Here is a 16140-nt window from a genome sequence, read left to right on the forward strand (position 1 = left end):
ATGACCATCGCCTGCCTGCTGGCCAACACACTGACCGCCTGCTGCCGCGCAAATGCCTTGCCAGAGCCCGAAGGTCTGACGGCTTGAGATTTGCTGCCGCTCTTCACTCAGGCGGTGGCAAGTCGGCTAGTTCCAAAGTGCTACAATATTGGCGATTGGCGGGCCGCGCCATGCGTATAGTGATTGTATCAATTGGCCACTCTTCGACGAATGTTGCGCGCGTCCGTGCTTTGATAGCCCGCACGGCACAAACAGACATGGCAGTGGATCAGCAATTCTGGGGCAAAGATATGTCGCAGGGCGAATGTCGAACTCAGATTAAACAGCTAAACGACGCGGTGGATATCTATGCTGTCCTTCTTTTGCCTGACGCGCCTGCGCATATTGACGTACTCAACCTGCGAAGTGAATTACTGGGACACAAAGACCTCATTCGCCCCGGCGCATGGCACTATCCCGGACCCGTTCGTCCGGGCGAAGTTGATTGCGTATTAAACAGTGCGATTACAGCCCATCAGGCCCATAGGGTTGCGCTGGATAAGGGAGATGCTTAGATCGCGAGATATCCAATTCCAACAAAAGCGATGATGCATCCAAGCCATTGAAAAAAAGCCATTTCCTCTCTCAAAATTGCCCAGGCCAAAACAACGGTCAACAACCCGAAGATCGAGGCTGCAACGGACGCGTATTGGGCATTAGGTAACCCACCGGCGGACACGACGCACAGAATTGCCACCGCATCGAGCGCTCCCATCAGGCACAACAGGGGCAGGGCTCGTGTGCCCGGCCAAAGCGGTTTGCGAGATGCAATGGCGATTACCGCCAGCACAGGGATAGCGGTCAGACGGCCAATCAGTGAAACAGTGAACTCGTCGCCCAGTTCGGCTGCATACTGACCCAAAGCGAACGTTGCAGCGAACCCGATTGCAGCGAGTATGGAAAAGGCAATCGTCGGCCCGCCGGCAGGGTATTCCGTACCGTCGTCGGATCGGGTCGATACAATGGACACGCCGACACCAATGGCAATGATCGCCAGCCATTGCCAGATGCTGACCTCGGAACCGCGCCATATCGCAAGTGTGACAGACAAGACCGGATAGCTGGCGACAAGCGGAGCGACGAGACGTACAGGCCCGCGTTGAAATGCAGCATACATACTGAGGCCAGCCAACAAATAAAAGCCGCCTGCTACAACTGCGTAGGATACTGCTTTGGCGGGCATGGGGGCGAATCCAGCCCAGACTGCAACAAGACTGAACTGTAACAGTGCCCCAGCGACCAGCACGGTCATCAATGCGGCAATGACGCTCACGGACTGGCTGACATATCGCACAGCAAGATCGTGAAAACCCCAGCACAAAGCTGCCAGCAGACCCAGAGCAAGGGCGCTCATCCGGTCGCCTCGCGCAACTGGGAATGCCCGGAAATTTTGTATCCTACTCTCAAGATCAACCGCGCCAACATGTCACTGGTGATAAACTTATTTTCCTGATATGCAATATTTATTGACTGCGGCAACTCGGAGAAGAGACCAATATCGTCGGCTTTGGATCAACTCGGTGGTGAAGAAAAGCTGCGGACTCTTGTTGAGCGGTTCTACGACCGAATGGAGACCGACCCGGCGGTGCATTCGCTGCACAGGCTACATTTTCGCGGTCATGGATTATCTCATACAAGACAGGCGCAGTTCGAATTTCTGAGCGGTTTTTTGGGCGGTCGTGCATATTATCGTGAGCGATTTGGTCATATGGACTTGCGAGAAATCCACGCGCATGTGCCGATACGTGAAGCGGACGCCGAGCTTTGGCTGGAAACTTTTGACGCCGCGTTGGCAGATTGCGAAATGGACGGTCCAGTGGTGGACAAAATGCGAATAACGCTGCGCCGCGCGGCTTTGATGCTCGTTAACGATGTCCCCGATTGGAGGGTTGAAACAGATCGCGAAAAGAACCTTGAAGTTCCCGGTTGATCGCGTGTGATCAGACCTGTCGCAATCTGTTATAGAAGCTGGATGTTATCCTAAATTGTTCTTCAACTATTTGGTCGCTGTCAGAGACCATTTCCCACGCTGCATCTGCGGAGCCTAGCCAATCAACAGCGCATTGATGGTTGGCGGGATCGCTCATCCACGATTTGATCGTGCCCTGAACAAGCTCGGGGTGAAATTGTACACCCCACGCACAGTCCGAAACCCTTAAGGCCTGAACAGCACAGGCATCAGATTGTGCCAGAATTGATGAGTCGGCTGGCAGATCAACAGCTTCAACTCCATGCCATTGAATCACCCGGAACTGATGACGCAAGAGCTCGAACAGCGGATCACCCCGCGTGTTACCAGTCAGATTGATGGAATGCACACCGATCTCGGGCTTTTGCATGGGTGCGCATTTCCCACCCATCGCGTCAACCAAAAGTTGGTGGCCAAGACAAATACCAAAGTAAGGACGTTTGAGGTCTTGGACCCAGGTCCTGATTGCTTGCTTTTCACGGACAAGCCATGGATGTGCTTCGATTTCCCAGACGTCCATCGGACCGCCCAGAACAAGAAGCAAATCAAATTCGTCGAGCTGCGGGATCGGTTGACCATCATAGAAATGCACAATACTCGCCGTATCACCACATGACGAAATGTGCTCCAGAAACGCTCCGGGGTTTTCGCCTGGCGTATGCTGGAAAATCAGAATGTTCACGAGGTGCGGGTCTCCGTCTGACCGAAGGGGTGGGGCAGCAAAATGTTTGCAGCCCCTGATTTGTTTAGATGTCGAGTGTGTGGTCTTTTTCCCATCTTGAAAAATGGCTGACGAAGGAATTCCATTCCTGGTGTTTCATCTTGAGGAATGCGCTTGAGAATTCCTGACCCATCATGGCTTTCAGCTCAGTATCGTTGTCGTATTCGCGTAATCCGTCGAGCATGTTCAGCGGCAGTTTAGGAGCGTCAGTGACGGTGTGTCCTTCGGCATACATGTCAATGTCCCAACGCCTTCCCGGATCGGCCATCGAGCGTATACCGGACAGGCCTGCGGCGATGATGACCGCCTGCAGCAGATAGGGGTTGGTGGCCCCGTCGGCCAGACGCAACTCGAAACGGCCGGGTCCCGGAACTCGGACCATGTGAGTGCGGTTATTGCCGGTCCAGGTCACGGTATTGGGTGCCCAAGTAGCGCCCGACATGGTGCGCGGCGCGTTGATGCGCTTGTAGCTGTTCACGGTCGGGTTGGTGATAGCCGCCAGCGCGCTTGCATGTTTCATGATGCCGCCCAGGAAGTATTTGCCCTGTTCGCCTAAGCCAACCTCGCCAGTGGGTCCGTCGCCTTCGCCGGCAAAGACGTTGGTTTTGGAGTCGGCCCCGGGTGCATCCCAGACCGAGATATGAGCATGGCAGCCATTGCCGGTCAGCCCTTCGACTGGTTTGGGCATGAAGGTGGCTCGTAGCCCGTGCTTTTCGGCCACCGATTTGGTCATGAACTTGAAGAACGAGTGCTTATCGGCGGTTTTCAGAACATCGTCAAACTCCCAGTTCATCTCGAACTGGCCATTGGCGTCTTCGTGGTCGTTCTGATAGGGTCCCCAGCCCAATTCCAGCATGTAGTCGCAGATCTCACGCACCACGTCATAGCGGCGCATCACCGCCTGCTGATCATAGCAGGGCTTTTCGGCGGTATCGAACGGATCGCTGATTTGCTCGCCGTCGGGGGTCAACAGGAAGAACTCGGCTTCGATGCCGGTCTTGACATGCATGCCCATTTCAGCGGCCTCACCGATCAGGCGTCGCAGCACGTTGCGTGGTGCCTGGGCGACGTCCTTACCTTCCATCACGCAATTGCCAGCAACCCAAGCTACCTCGGGCTTCCAGGGCAACTGGATCACCGACGACGGGTCCGGCACCGCCAACATGTCAGGATGCGCCGGGGTCATGTCCAACCAGGTAGCAAACCCGGCAAAACCCGCGCCATCTTCTTGCATGTCGGCTATCGCCTGTGCGGGAACCAGCTTAGCCCGCTGCCCACCGAACAGGTCGGTGAAAGAGATCATGAAGTATTTGACGCCTTTTTCTTTTGCGAAAGCTGCGAGATCTGTCGTCACGATGGCTTTCCTTTCCCTGTTGTTCAAATGCTAAACGCGGCTCTCGTCAGAGAGCCGCGCAATTAATTTTCAGAACCCTTCTTTGCCCGGGTACCAGCTGGTCCCGGCCAATGGCACTCGTGCCATTGCGGCTGCCTCCATGGTCAGGGCGCACAGGTCTTCGGGTTCGAGGTTGTGCAAGTGGTTGTGACCACAGGCTCGCGCGATGGTCTGCGCCTCAAGCGTCATCACCTTGAGATAGTTGCGCAGACGGCGTCCGGCCTCGACCGGGTTCAGACGGGCGGCGAGATCGGGATCCTGCGTAGTGATACCTGCTGGGTCCTGACCTTCGTGCCAATCGTCATAGGCTCCGGTAGTAGTGCCCAGCTTCTGATACTCAGCTTCCCATTTCGGGTCGTTGTCGCCAAGCGCCACCAGCGCGGCGGTGCCAATAGCCACCGCATCCGCGCCAAGCGCCAAAGCTTTGGCAACATCGGCTCCGGTGCGGATTCCGCCCGAGATCACCAGCTGAACCTCGCGATGCACACCCAGATCCTGCAGCGCCTGCACAGCAGGGCGAATGCACGAAAGCGTCGGTAGGCCCACATGTTCGATAAAGACGTCCTGAGTCGCGGCCGTACCGCCCTGCATCCCGTCCATCACCACCACGTCGGCACCGGCCTTTACAGCCAGAGCCGTATCATAATAGGGGCGGGTCGCGCCAACCTTGACATAGATCGGCACTTGCCAGTCTGTAATCTCACGCAATTCGAGGATCTTGATTTCCAGATCATCCGGGCCGGTCCAGTCAGGATGGCGACACGCCGAGCGCTGGTCGATACCCTTGGGCAAGGTGCGCATCTCGGCCACACGGTCGCTAATCTTCTGTCCCAGCAGCATACCTCCGCCACCGGGTTTGGCGCCCTGACCGACCACGATCTCGATCGCGTCGGCCTTCCTCAGGTCGTTCGGGTTCATGCCATAACGCGAGGGCAGATACTGATAGACCAGCTTGCTGGAGTGACCGCGTTCCTCGGGCGTCATGCCGCCGTCACCGGTGGTGGTCGACGTGCCAGCTGCCGATGCGCCCCGGCCCAGAGCTTCTTTCGCCGGGCCAGAGAGAGCGCCAAAGCTCATGCCCGCAATGGTTATCGGAATGTCCAGTTCGATCGGCTTCTTGGCAAAGCGCGTGCCCAGTGTCACCGAGGTGTCGCAGCGTTCGCGATAACCTTCCAACGGATACCGTGACACCGACGCGCCCAGAAACAGCAGGTCGTCAAAATGTGGCACCTTGCGCTTGGCACCGCCACCGCGGATGTCGTAGATCCCGGTGGCTGCGGCACGGCGGATTTCCGCGTTGATCGGGTTGGTGAATGTCGCCGACTGGATCGGCAGGGTGCGGGGGATCTGATCGTCCATATCTTTCATACCCTTTGTCCTCAGTAAGCGGCGGCGTTATCGACGTCGAAGTTGTACAGTTGGCGAGCTGAGCCGTATCGTTTGAATTCTTCCGGACTTGCATCCGCGCCTGCGCGATCCAGCAGGTCCTTCAGAATCTCCAGGTGCTCGGGGCGCATCTCTTTTTCGACGCAGTCAGCGCCGAGGCTTTTGACCGAGCCGCGCACGAACAGTCGCGCCTCATAGAGCGAGTCCCCAAGCGCGTCGCCTGCATCACCACAGACCACAAGGTTACCGGCCTGTGCCATAAAGGCCGACATGTGGCCGATATTGCCGTGCACCACGATGTCGATGCCTTTCATTGAAATTCCGCAACGCGAGCTGGCATTGCCCTTTATCACAAGCAATCCGCCATGACCCGTGGCCCCGGCATACTGGCTGGCATCGCCATCGACGATCACCTGACCGGACATCATGTTCTCGGCCACGCCGGGCCCGACCGAGCCTTCAACCTTGACCGTCGCCTGCTGGTTCATGCCGGCGCAGTAGTAGCCGGTGGAACCCTTGACCGTCACCTCGATTGGCGCGTCCAGCCCGACGGCAATCGCGTGGCTGCCCTTGGGGTTCACAACCTCCCAGCTGGTTTGGTTCGTTTCGGTGGATTGCGATTGCAACGTTGCGTTCAGCCCGCGCAGGCCGTTTGCTTCAAGATCATAGGTCTGCATGTCAGGCGGCCTTTTCCGTCGTTGTCGGGCTGTCGTTGTGGGACCAGAAGTAAACCGTTGCGGGCTCCGGCTCCCAGACGCGGGCATCTTCAATGCCGGGCAGGTTCACAAGCGCCCGATATTCGCTGCCAAAGGCCACGTATTGATCGGTCTCCGCCATCACTGCCGGTTTGCAGGCAATTGGGTCGCGGACCACGCCGAACCCATCCTTGGTGCCGACGACAAAGGTGAAGAACCCATCAAGATCCTCAAGGCTGCTTTCCAGCGCCTCACCTAGGCTGGCACCGTTCATCATTTTCCAAGTCAGATAGGCGGCTCCGACCTCGGTATCGTTTTCGGTTTGGATCACCACTCCTTCGCGACGCAATTTGCGGCGCAGCGAGTTGTGGTTTGACAGCGAGCCGTTGTGAACCAAACACTGATCGGGCCCGGTGTTGAACGGGTGCGCACCCATCGTCGTGACCGCAGATTCCGTTGCCATACGGGTATGACCAATGCCGTGCGTGCCGCTCAAGCTGCTGATGTCAAAGCGCGCGGCCACGTCTTTGGGGAGGCCAACTTCCTTGTAGATCTCCAGCATCTCACCCCGGCTCATGATCCGGACTGAAGGCCGGATTTCTGCCAACGCGGCCCGGGCCGCTTCAAACTGCCCGGCCGGAACGTCCAGCACAGTGTGCGTGTCATTATCAGTCTGGCTTACAACCGCGCCCAAGTGCTGCCCCAGCTCTTCGGCTAGACTGGCAAAGTCGTCCTTGGGATTGGGCGACTGCAGTGTCACCTTGGTCTTACCACCTGATTCCTCACCATAAACCGCAATCCCCGCGCTGTCGGGGCCGCGATCCGTCATCGTGATCAGCATGTCTGTCAGCATATTGCCCAGTTGGGGCGCAAGAGACTGGTCTTTGAGGAATAATCCAACAATTCCGCACATGACTGGCAGATCTCCTTGTGTGTTTCGCTATGATTTTGCGGTACCAACAATTCAAACGGATATCAATAATCATAGGAAATAATTTTTCCTAACAGGCAATGGGCAAGAATTTAGATTTATGCCCATTGCCAGCTTTCAAAGCTGGATCAGTATCGTTCCAGCTGTGCTTTCACTTTTTCTGCGTCGCCGGTGTGGCGGGCCTTCTCAAGGTGTTCACCTTCTCGGACAAATTGGATGCGATGCCAGCCGATCCAGAATACGACGCCGACAATGACCATCAGAACTTCGTAACCTTGGAAGGGGTAGATTGGTCCAACTTCGGCCAGATCCACGGCCCAGTTTGTATATCCATTTGTAGACATATCTTTCTCCCTTACTTAGCTGCTACGCCACGGGCAGCCAGTTCTTCCTTGTCGGCTGCAATAATCGCGGCTTTGGCGTCTTCGTAGGCATGGTGTTCAGCGTAATCGAGACCCTGAAGTTCAACTTCTTCCGGGATGCGCAGAACACCAGCGGCCGATTGAATTTTCGCCAGAATCCAACCTGGCAAGAAGCCAAGAACAAAGAACATGATGACAGCACCAGTGATTTGACCGACCGGGTTAATCGTTGCGTAGCCTTCATATGGAGAAGAAGGCACACCCCAGAGGACAAAGCCCGAAATCACCAAGCCAACGAACCCTGCGTAGCCATGCACGGCGACAGCCCCAACGGCATCATCCAGCTTGAACCGACGCTCAACCCAATAGTGCAGTTTGTAAACGATCACGACACCGATAGCGGCAATGATCATTGCCTGGATCGGGTGATATAGATCGTTGCCTGCCGAGGCGGTGATAATTCCGGCCAGACCGCCCGAGAATGTCCAGAAGGCGTCGCCTTTGGAAACCACATACGCTGCCATCAACCCGCCGGACAGTGACATCAGGAAGTTGAAGGTAATCGCGGAAAGCGTGGTTGGGGCCAGATAGATGTTGGTTGCGGTCCACGTAACGCCGGTAATCTGACCGTCGATTGCCTCAGGCGAGATCGCGGGAACATTACATGCGGCGTAGAAGCCCCAGAATCCGGTGTAGATAAGGAATATCCCGATCGTCAGCAGCCAGGGGTTGTGCGGCGGAATATCCCGGGGTGTACCGTCCTTGGCGAATTTACCCAGGCGCGGACCCAGAACCATGATCACGCCAAGCGCGTAACCACCTGCAATTGCGTGGATAACGCCCGAAGCATAGGCATCATGGTATCCAAGAAGGCGTACCATCCAGCCGCCATAGTGCCAGCCCCATGCTGCGTCTATGATCCACCAGACAGAACCAATCATCACAGCATGGACCCAAAGGGCAGAAGATCTGATCCGTTCGATTACAGAACCTGAAACGATCGAGGCGGCCGTCCACGAGAACAGCAAGAACGCGGCCCAGAAGACGCCGGTGATTCTGTCACCCAAATTGGTCGCCATCGTATCAGCCCAGGGCAGATTGGCAGAGCCCGCTTCGGCATCCAATCCGCCCCAGAACGGAAAGTTCGGAAAGGCCCAGTAAATCCACCACCCAAAGAAGAAGAACGTGACCGTTACCAGCGGAATGATCATGATGTTTTTCATCAATGTGTGCATATGGTTGCGAGCACGGCTGGCACCGACCTCGTACATGCAAAAGCCCACATGGATCAGGAACATGAAAACGACCGTTACCCAGTAGTAGAACTCGGTAAAGACCGTCGTTAGTGCATTTAGATTACCATCCACTTCGTAGTCTCCCTGTTGTTGCAGCAGGAGATCTTTCTGCGAAGAATTTCCTGCTGGGAAAAATTATCTACTCAGGGGACAATTTCATTGGCGACCTGTCAATAGATATGTGGGGCAATCATCTTTTAGGCATTTGGTTCATGCACTTTCAGACCCGTCAAATTTCATCCCATGGCATTGATAAATAACGACTTATGCCATTCTCGATAATATGCCTTAGGGTGCACAAATTGCAGTCTAATATTCCCAACAGGAAAAAAATCTGCACATGGGTGTTGATTTTCAATCTGACATCGGCCTCAATATGGTCAACAAAAAAGCAATCAACGGGAGAGCTGAACAATGGCCATTCTTTGGAGGACGTCCGCCCTTGCGCAGCGCCATGCCGAGATCGGCGGCGAGCTTGAGGACTGGAACGGTATGGGAACCGCGTGGTTCTATGACCATAGCCCGGAACGCGCCAAAGCGGACTACGAAGCCATCCGCACTAAGGCCGGTCTGATGGATGTGTCGGGTCTAAAAAAGGTTCACGTGGTCGGCGAAGATGCGGCTTATGTCATTGACCGCGTTACCACGAGGAATGTGGAAAAGATCATGCCGGGCAGGTCGACTTATGCGTCGATCCTGAATCCCGAGGGCAAGTTTGTTGACGATTGCATCATCTATCGCCTGTCGGTGAACACGTGGCTTGTCGTGCATGGCACGGGAACGGGGATGGAGCAGCTAACATCAGTGGCGGCAGGCAAAAACTGTTCGATCATCTTTGACGACGACATGCACGATATGTCTTTGCAAGGACCGGTTGCGGTGGATTTCTTGGCCAAGCACATTCCCGGAATTCGTGATCTGGCCTATTTTGGCATCATGCAAACAAAGCTCTATGGCTGCCCGGTGATGATTTCGCGCACAGGCTACACCGGTGAGCGTGGGTATGAGATTTTCTGTCAGGCCAAGCATGCCGTGCATCTGTGGGACAACATCCTGGCCGAAGGCAAGAACATGGGCATTGTTCCGGTCCAGTTTTCGACACTCGATTTGCTGCGCACCGAAAGCTACCTGCTGTTCTATCCCGGCGACAATTCGGAAACCTATCCGTTCGACGATGAAACATGCGGCGATACGCTATGGGAACTGGGCCTGGAATTTACTGTCTCACCGGGCAAAACTGGTTTTATCGGTGCCGAGAACCACTACGCCTCGAAAGGTAAAGAGCGGTTCAAGATTTACGGTGTCAAACTGGACGGTACCACTCCGGCGGATGAAGGTGCGGACCTTCTGCAAAACGGCGAAAAGGTCGGTGTGGTTACCTTTGGCATGTATTCTGAAATCAACAATCACAACGTGGGTATCGCCCGAATGCCAGTTGGCTGTGCGTCGCCGGGCACAAACCTGACGGTCCGCAATGGCGACGGAACCGAGATTGCGGCTACAGCTGAAGAGATGCCGTTCTACGACAGGGACAAGGCCATCCGAACCGCAAAGGGCTGATACTCAGAGGGCGCGACGATAAATTCGTGGCGCTCTTTTCTTTTTTGAGGGCACAATGTCAAAGTTCGAATTTCCCAAGTCAATCGCAAGCCGCCCGGTCTGGGGCACGCTAGAGGTTCGCTCAGGTGAACATCATCTTATGATCGCCGAGGCCGAGGGGGCCGAAGCAGTAATTGACATAGCGACACCTGATCTGATGGCTAAAACCCATCTGATTTACATACCGAAAGGCACGGATTTTTCGGAAAGGCTACAGGCGCTAAACCCCGCACAGTTCTACGAAGGTCCTTCTTATGCGGCCGCGCTGCATCGTATTCGTCGCGTTCTCGAGGACGCGCATATGGGTTTACAAGTCTATCTGACCGGCACCGAAGGCATGATGGGTCAGGCCATGAACGAAGTGATGGCCGTCGGTCTGCCGCATACTGCGGTTCAAACAGAACATCGCGGTTCCGTTGCTCGCCGGATGCAATGTGTACATTGCAAAGGTGTCACCGAAGATGTCGACGTCGACCCGTTTGTTTGCGCGCACTGTGGTCTCAACCTGTTTGTGCGCGACCACTATTCCCGCCGTCTTGCCGCCTATCAAGGCGTCCGTGTTGATGCTGAGGACCATGGTAACGTGCCCGAGCCGAAGGGGATTTACGAATGAGTGGTGCCGAGAAAATTCAGGTCAAAGTGACCGAAATTACCCCGCTGAACGAATTGGTGACGCGATTCCGGTTTGAACGCGTTGACGGCAGACAGTTGCCGACCTTTTCGGGTGGTGCACATACTGTGGTCGAAATGCAGGATGGCGGCATCACGCGGCTCAACCCTTATTCCCTGATGTCCGATCCGTTCGATCAATCGTCCTATACGATCTCGGTTCGGCGCGACGATCAGGGCAGGGGAGGGTCGTTGTTCATGCACCGTCAGGTCAAGCTGGGCGACGAGATGACCATCAGTTATCCGGTCAACCTATTCTCGCTAGATCTGCGGGCCCGCAAACATCTGTTTCTGGCCGGGGGTATCGGGATTACCCCGTTTCTGGCGCAGATTAAACAGCTCGAACTGCTGCACGGCCATTGGGAACTGCACTATGCCTGCCGCAATCAGGCGCTAGCATCCTATGCGGATCAACTGACGGGCAGGCATCCGATCGAAACGCATCTGTATTACGACGATCAGAGCCAGGCGATTGATTTGGAAAACCTTCTCAGCGGGCAACCCTTGGGCACACATGTCTATGTCTGCGGCCCCAAGGGTATGATCGATTGGGTACGCAGTACTGCCGCCGCCGAAGGCTGGCCCGAAGATTGCGTGCATTACGAAGAGTTCTTGGCACCTCAGCCCGGCAAACCATTCGAAGTGCGTCTGGCGTCTTCCGACAAGGTCATTCATGTGGGTGAAAACGAAAGCCTGCTTGAGGCCATCGAACGTGAAGGTGTCGACGCCCCGTATCTGTGCCGTGGCGGGGCCTGTGGCCAATGCGAAACCGTTGTGTTGGATCACGACGGCAATTTTGTTCATCGCGATCACTGGCTGACTGACGAAGAAAAGGCAGCAGGCAAGAAGATCATGCCCTGCGTATCGCGTTTCGAGGGCAAGTCCCTCGTGCTGGACCGCTGAGAGGAGGCCCAACATGACCATTCAATTCAACGACGAGTCCTTCCGCGACGACTATACGTTCCATAACTCTGAATGGGCGATCAAACGCTTTCCGTTTCCGTTCCACGAAGACAGCTACATGTATTCGGTCAACATGGAGCAGCATCGGGGCGGACCCAAAGGTTCGGTTTACGAGATGCGGTTTGATGTGGACGAACACTACGTGTCCGAGATGAAAGACCGTGCGATTGTTCTGGATCAAGACCCGCTGCGTTGTCAGTCTTTGCCGCACATGACCTTGGCGGGCTGGGATTTGTTGGAACTGATCATGGTCAGCAAATCCGAAGACTATCCGGACTTGTTCGAGCTGCATCGCAACGGCAACCAGTGGCGATGGGTCAACAAACCATTGGGAATAGATCACAGCTTTACCTTCATGGATGAAACCACGCTGCCTTACGGGCCGATGGAGTACATTACCCGTCAGGCGCAAGGCGATTTCGCAGTGCTGGATCAGCGGGACGAGATGCTGTGGATGGACGCTGGTATGGTCACGACCCAGGCCGATTGGAGCCTGGATTTCGACATCGGCATGAACTTTTTCGAATGGCATGCACCGGTTCCAAAAGCCCATGAGATGGGGATTTTCAAGCGTGCGCTGAAGTTTCTGTTGAACATTCAACAGGGGGCTCCGGCGCGGCGCCTTAACTGGACTATGACAGTGAACCCGCTGTTGGATACCAGCCCGGAAAACTATCACAAATGGGGCATCCAGAAGACAACACTGACATCCGAAAACATAGCCCACAAACAGCATCTTCGGGTCGAGTTGCAAACCTTCTTCCGATTGCCGCGATCAAACGCACTAGTATTTCCAATCCGTTGTTATCTTTGTAGTTTTCAAGATCTGATGACGGTGCCGAAATGGGGTCGCCGCCTGCACCGCGTTGTTCGCGACCTTCCGGTCGAACTCGCCACCTACAAAGGGTTCATCGACAATCGCCCAATGATGTTGGACTACCTTAGTCAGTTTGACGATGGATTACCGACCTCTCCCGGTATATGGCCGGATCTGGAAACAGAACCGCCTTTGTCAAAGTAAGCGATCATCTTGACGTGTTTTTGCTCATATGACTGATGCAGGCAAAACACCTTGGCTCATTCAGTCCGATGACTTCGCATTGTATGATGCGCTTACACTGCTTCGTGCGTCATTTCGCTATATGGATGCCCGGATTAACCCTCCTTCGTCTATCCATAATCTAACCGTGGAAGGGATGCAGGCGCATTGTAGGGGAGGTGGTGAAATCTGGGCCATCGGTCAACCGCTTTACGCGTGCATGTTTTTGACGCCCAAAGTCGACAGCTTGTACCTTGGAAAGCTGGCGGTGAAGGAAGGAATTCGGGGGCAGGGTATCTGCCGCACTTTGGTAGAGCACGCTGCAAACCGAGCAGCAGACCTAGGCCTATCAGCGCTTGAACTGGAAACGCGCGTAGAACTCACTGAAAACCACCGCGTGTTTTCAAGGCTTGGGTTTACAATCGTAAGTACCGGCAGCCACGTCGGCTATGACAGACCCACGGATTTCTTGTTACGCAAGCCGATCAGTTTGTCTGCGGATAACTGATCACTGAAATGTAGCGTGCTGGCAGGGTGACCAGCCGTTCAGGTCCATGCGGCGCGTCAGCGTCAAAGAACAAGGTGTCACCCGGTTTCAGGGGGTATATCTTGTCACCGTGTCGGTAGTCTACCTCACCCTCAAGCATGTAAATCGTCTCGATTCCACCATGTTGAAATGTTGGGAACACGTCGGATTCGACGGTCAGGGTAATCAGGTAGGGCTCTACGATTACGCCGGAACCGTTGGCACCAATATGTCCCAACAGATTATATTGATGGTTGGCCCGTGTTCCTTCGCGCTCCAACTCAACGCCTTCACCGGCTTTGGTATGAACCGCCCCGCGACGTTCTTCAAACTGTCTGAAAAAGCTTGTCAGAGGAACCGAAAGCGCATCAGCAAGCGATTGCAGAGTCGTCAGGGAAGGCGATGTGTTACCGTTTTCGATCTTGGACAACATACCAATCGACAATCCAGTCAGCTGAGCCAATTCCGCGACCGTAGTATTCTGCTGTTTGCGAAATGCACGAACCTCGCGACCAATGGCAACTTCAAGAACTTTTTCTCTGTCACCTGTGCGAACAGAATGCGGGTCCTGTGTCAGATTTGTCGCCATTTCTTTGTCGTTTTTTTTCAATTTCATTCTTTCAATGTCTTGCTACACTTGTCCAAAAGGGTTCCGCAAGAAAACGAGCTGCATTACCCAATCCAATTCGGACTACCATAGCATCATATTTTCCTGTTAGTAAAATAATCATGCTGGCAGAAAAATTCTAGCAATCGAATTCCAATGGTTTTTCGGCTTACCGATAGCATGCCTAAGCTCGATCACAACACCGTTGCGGAAAGCAAACGAGATTACACTGAATCCGGGTTCGTGGTCGTCCATAATTCTGAATGTTCTCGCTGAACGCAGCCATTTCATAATCCAAAAGCGGGAAAGAGCCAAACAAGGCTATCGGTTTACGGGCCGGCGACAGCAGTTCGTGCTACCTGCTTAGGCTTTCGGAAGCCTGATTGCGCTCCGGCAATTAATCGCACCGCATCAACAATCCGATTTCCCCAATTTGCAGCCTTTGGCGCTTGAAACTCCGCCACTTGCTCAACTTGAAATTCGAACATCAGGGTCTCTTTGTTGACCTGAAGTATACGTCACGACGCCTCTGCACCATTGATCACTTTGGAACCCGAAGATCGCTTAAAACGGATCTAAAGATCTGCCGATTTTTTCACGCGCTTTCACACGTTAGTACCAAGCAAGAATACCTGAATGTCAGCTACATTGGTTCCAGTTGCTCCGGTCATCAGAAGATCACCCGACAGCGACAAAGCCTTATGACTGTCGTTGCTTTCCAACAGGGAGGCAGGGTCATGTCCCGTCGTGCGGATTCGGGTGAGCGTCCCTGCATCTACTATCGCGCCAGCTGCCGGTGTTGGGCCGTCGCGGCCATCCGTACCGCCGCTGAGAAAAACCCAGTTACCGGGTATTGTGCGCTCGTGCGCTAATTGGGCGACGCGAAGTGCCAATTCCTGATTGCGCCCGCCGCAACCGGTTCCTCTCAGGCGTACCGTCGTTTCACCACCAAATAGCAAGGCGGTGGGGCGATCAAAAGTGGCAGACGTGGTTGCCCGGAAAATCTGTTCGGCCGCATCGGACACGTCTCCAATCAACGCGTCGGAAACAATTTCAGCCCGGTAGGTCTGCATCGCACAGCGAAACGCGGCTTGAAGACTAATCCTGTTCGACCCAATCAGGATATTTGTCGCTTCAACCGCCATGGCATGTTCAGGAATACTCTTCTCCAGGTGGGTACGGGCGGCTTTTGGCAACCGGTGCCAAATACCGGTCTCGATGCAGGTCCTGCGGGCGTCTGCGTGGCTGCCGATTGGTAAGGCGGTTGGTCCGCTGGCTACGGCCCGAAGGTCATCACCGATGACATCCGACAGGATATACGCCGTGCTCGAGGCAGGTGAACCGTGCCGCAAAAACCCGCCGCCTTTAAGTTGGCTCAGGTGCTGACGCACAAGGTTCATCCGAACGATGTCCAGCCCCGAAGACAGCAAAACCTCATTGACCGCGATTTTGTCCGAAAGGGTCAAACCATCAACAGGCGCGGGGACCAAGGCCGACCCCCCGCCAGAGATCAGTGCAATGACCTGATCCTGCTTACGTGCTGCGCTGAGCAACGCGATGATCTGTCGCCCGGCTTTCAAACCGCGTTCATCCGGGATGGGGTGCCCGCTGGTCAATACCGTCGCGCCGGGGACTTCACTCCGGTTGTCGCTATGGGTTACGATCAGGGCGACGTGATCACCCTGAACATGCTGCAGTGCCTCCTTCATCATGGCGGGGGCAGCTTTCCCAATTGCGATTAGGATGCTGCGCCCGCCCTGTTCTGGCGATGGCAAAGGGTTTGATTGCAACCGTTGGCGCAGGGACTGCGCTGGATCTGCCGCAGCGATGGCCTCGGCAAAGATGGCGGCGGCGTTACCGCGCAGCGATATGGACGATTGCACTGTCATGATGCGATCAAGCTGCTGCGATCTGGCCTGCTTTTTCGACCAGCACTTCGGCCTGAC

Annotated in this window: 18 protein-coding genes; 7 read left to right on the plus strand and 11 right to left on the minus strand. The window is 55.0% G+C overall.

Annotation, left to right across the window (positions count from 1 at the left end):
* The coding region (locus RUE5091_RS22115; RefSeq protein ID WP_207383768.1) for a hypothetical protein at positions 1 to 554 on the plus strand (554 nt) is incomplete at its 5' end.
* Here the strand turns inward: RUE5091_RS22115 and RUE5091_RS22120 are convergent.
* A complete protein-coding gene (locus RUE5091_RS22120; protein ID WP_058284121.1) occupies positions 551 to 1393 on the minus strand; it encodes an EamA family transporter in 843 nt (280 codons plus the stop codon). The genes RUE5091_RS22115 and RUE5091_RS22120 overlap by 4 nt on opposite strands.
* Before the next feature lie 141 nt (positions 1394 to 1534).
* On the opposite strand from RUE5091_RS22120, the gene RUE5091_RS22125 reads away from it, so the two are divergent.
* Positions 1535 to 1969 carry a group II truncated hemoglobin gene (locus tag RUE5091_RS22125; RefSeq protein WP_058284122.1) on the plus strand — a complete coding sequence of 145 codons (435 nt, stop codon included), beginning with the start codon at positions 1535 to 1537 and terminating at the stop codon, positions 1967 to 1969.
* 10 nt (positions 1970 to 1979) lie between these two features.
* Here RUE5091_RS22125 and RUE5091_RS22130 read toward each other — a convergent pair whose 3' ends face one another.
* From RUE5091_RS22130 to RUE5091_RS22160, 7 genes are all read right to left on the minus strand, one after another.
* The gene (locus RUE5091_RS22130) at positions 1980 to 2690 is read right to left on the minus strand and encodes a type 1 glutamine amidotransferase (protein WP_058284123.1); all 711 of its coding nucleotides are present in this window, start codon (positions 2688 to 2690) and stop codon (positions 1980 to 1982) included.
* 64 nt (positions 2691 to 2754) lie between these two features.
* Positions 2755 to 4083, minus strand: coding sequence for a type III glutamate--ammonia ligase (gene glnT, locus RUE5091_RS22135; protein WP_058284124.1), 1329 nt, complete (start codon positions 4081 to 4083; stop codon positions 2755 to 2757).
* A gap of 69 nt (positions 4084 to 4152) precedes the next feature.
* Complete coding sequence (locus RUE5091_RS22140; protein ID WP_112297217.1) at positions 4153 to 5481, minus strand: FMN-binding glutamate synthase family protein; 1329 nt, start codon at positions 5479 to 5481, stop codon at positions 4153 to 4155.
* Between the two features lie 20 nt (positions 5482 to 5501).
* Complete coding sequence (locus RUE5091_RS22145; RefSeq protein WP_058284126.1) at positions 5502 to 6185, minus strand: GltB/FmdC/FwdC-like GXGXG domain-containing protein; 684 nt, start codon at positions 6183 to 6185, stop codon at positions 5502 to 5504.
* Position 6186: 1 nt separating this feature from the next.
* Complete coding sequence (locus RUE5091_RS22150; protein WP_058284127.1) at positions 6187 to 7116, minus strand: class II glutamine amidotransferase; 930 nt, start codon at positions 7114 to 7116, stop codon at positions 6187 to 6189.
* Positions 7117 to 7262: 146 nt separating this feature from the next.
* Positions 7263 to 7478, minus strand: coding sequence for a hypothetical protein (locus RUE5091_RS22155; protein ID WP_058284128.1), 216 nt, complete (start codon positions 7476 to 7478; stop codon positions 7263 to 7265).
* 11 nt (positions 7479 to 7489) lie between these two features.
* A complete protein-coding gene (locus RUE5091_RS22160; RefSeq protein ID WP_058284129.1) occupies positions 7490 to 8863 on the minus strand; it encodes an ammonium transporter in 1374 nt (457 codons plus the stop codon).
* Between the two features lie 342 nt (positions 8864 to 9205).
* Between RUE5091_RS22160 and RUE5091_RS22165 the strand changes: the two genes are divergently transcribed.
* From RUE5091_RS22165 to RUE5091_RS22185, 5 genes are read left to right on the plus strand one after another with little or no spacing between them, the layout of a single operon-like run.
* Entirely contained in the window at positions 9206 to 10351 is a 1146-nt protein-coding gene (locus RUE5091_RS22165; RefSeq protein WP_058284130.1) for an aminomethyl transferase family protein, read from the plus strand.
* Between the two features lie 55 nt (positions 10352 to 10406).
* Complete coding sequence (locus tag RUE5091_RS22170) at positions 10407 to 11003, plus strand: dimethylamine monooxygenase subunit DmmA family protein (protein ID WP_058284131.1); 597 nt, start codon at positions 10407 to 10409, stop codon at positions 11001 to 11003.
* A complete protein-coding gene (locus RUE5091_RS22175; RefSeq protein WP_058284132.1) occupies positions 11000 to 11962 on the plus strand; it encodes a PDR/VanB family oxidoreductase in 963 nt (320 codons plus the stop codon). Before RUE5091_RS22170 ends, RUE5091_RS22175 begins: the two co-directional genes overlap by 4 nt.
* Before the next feature lie 13 nt (positions 11963 to 11975).
* Positions 11976 to 13043 (plus strand): heme-dependent oxidative N-demethylase family protein, encoded by a 1068-nt coding sequence (locus RUE5091_RS22180; RefSeq protein WP_058284133.1) that lies wholly within the window; start codon positions 11976 to 11978, stop codon positions 13041 to 13043.
* A gap of 28 nt (positions 13044 to 13071) precedes the next feature.
* Positions 13072 to 13569: a GNAT family N-acetyltransferase gene (locus tag RUE5091_RS22185; protein ID WP_058284134.1), complete on the plus strand. Its 498-nt coding sequence runs from the start codon at positions 13072 to 13074 to the stop codon at positions 13567 to 13569.
* On the opposite strand, the gene RUE5091_RS22190 is transcribed toward RUE5091_RS22185, so the two are convergent.
* The 3 genes from RUE5091_RS22190 to RUE5091_RS22195 form a co-directional block, all read right to left on the minus strand.
* Positions 13547 to 14203 carry a helix-turn-helix domain-containing protein gene (locus tag RUE5091_RS22190; RefSeq protein WP_058284135.1) on the minus strand — a complete coding sequence of 219 codons (657 nt, stop codon included), beginning with the start codon at positions 14201 to 14203 and terminating at the stop codon, positions 13547 to 13549. The two genes, RUE5091_RS22185 and RUE5091_RS22190, sit on opposite strands and share 23 nt — an antisense overlap.
* 320 nt (positions 14204 to 14523) lie before the next feature.
* The gene (locus RUE5091_RS23370; protein WP_165590828.1) at positions 14524 to 14682 is read right to left on the minus strand and encodes a hypothetical protein; all 159 of its coding nucleotides are present in this window, start codon (positions 14680 to 14682) and stop codon (positions 14524 to 14526) included.
* A gap of 117 nt (positions 14683 to 14799) precedes the next feature.
* On the minus strand, positions 14800 to 16083 hold the full coding sequence (locus tag RUE5091_RS22195; RefSeq protein WP_058284136.1) for a glycerate kinase type-2 family protein: 1284 nt from the start codon (positions 16081 to 16083) through the stop codon (positions 14800 to 14802).
* Between the last annotated feature and the right edge of the window lie 57 nt (positions 16084 to 16140).

The organism is Ruegeria denitrificans (assembly GCF_001458295.1).
Classification (GTDB): Bacteria; Pseudomonadota; Alphaproteobacteria; order Rhodobacterales; family Rhodobacteraceae; genus Ruegeria; species Ruegeria denitrificans.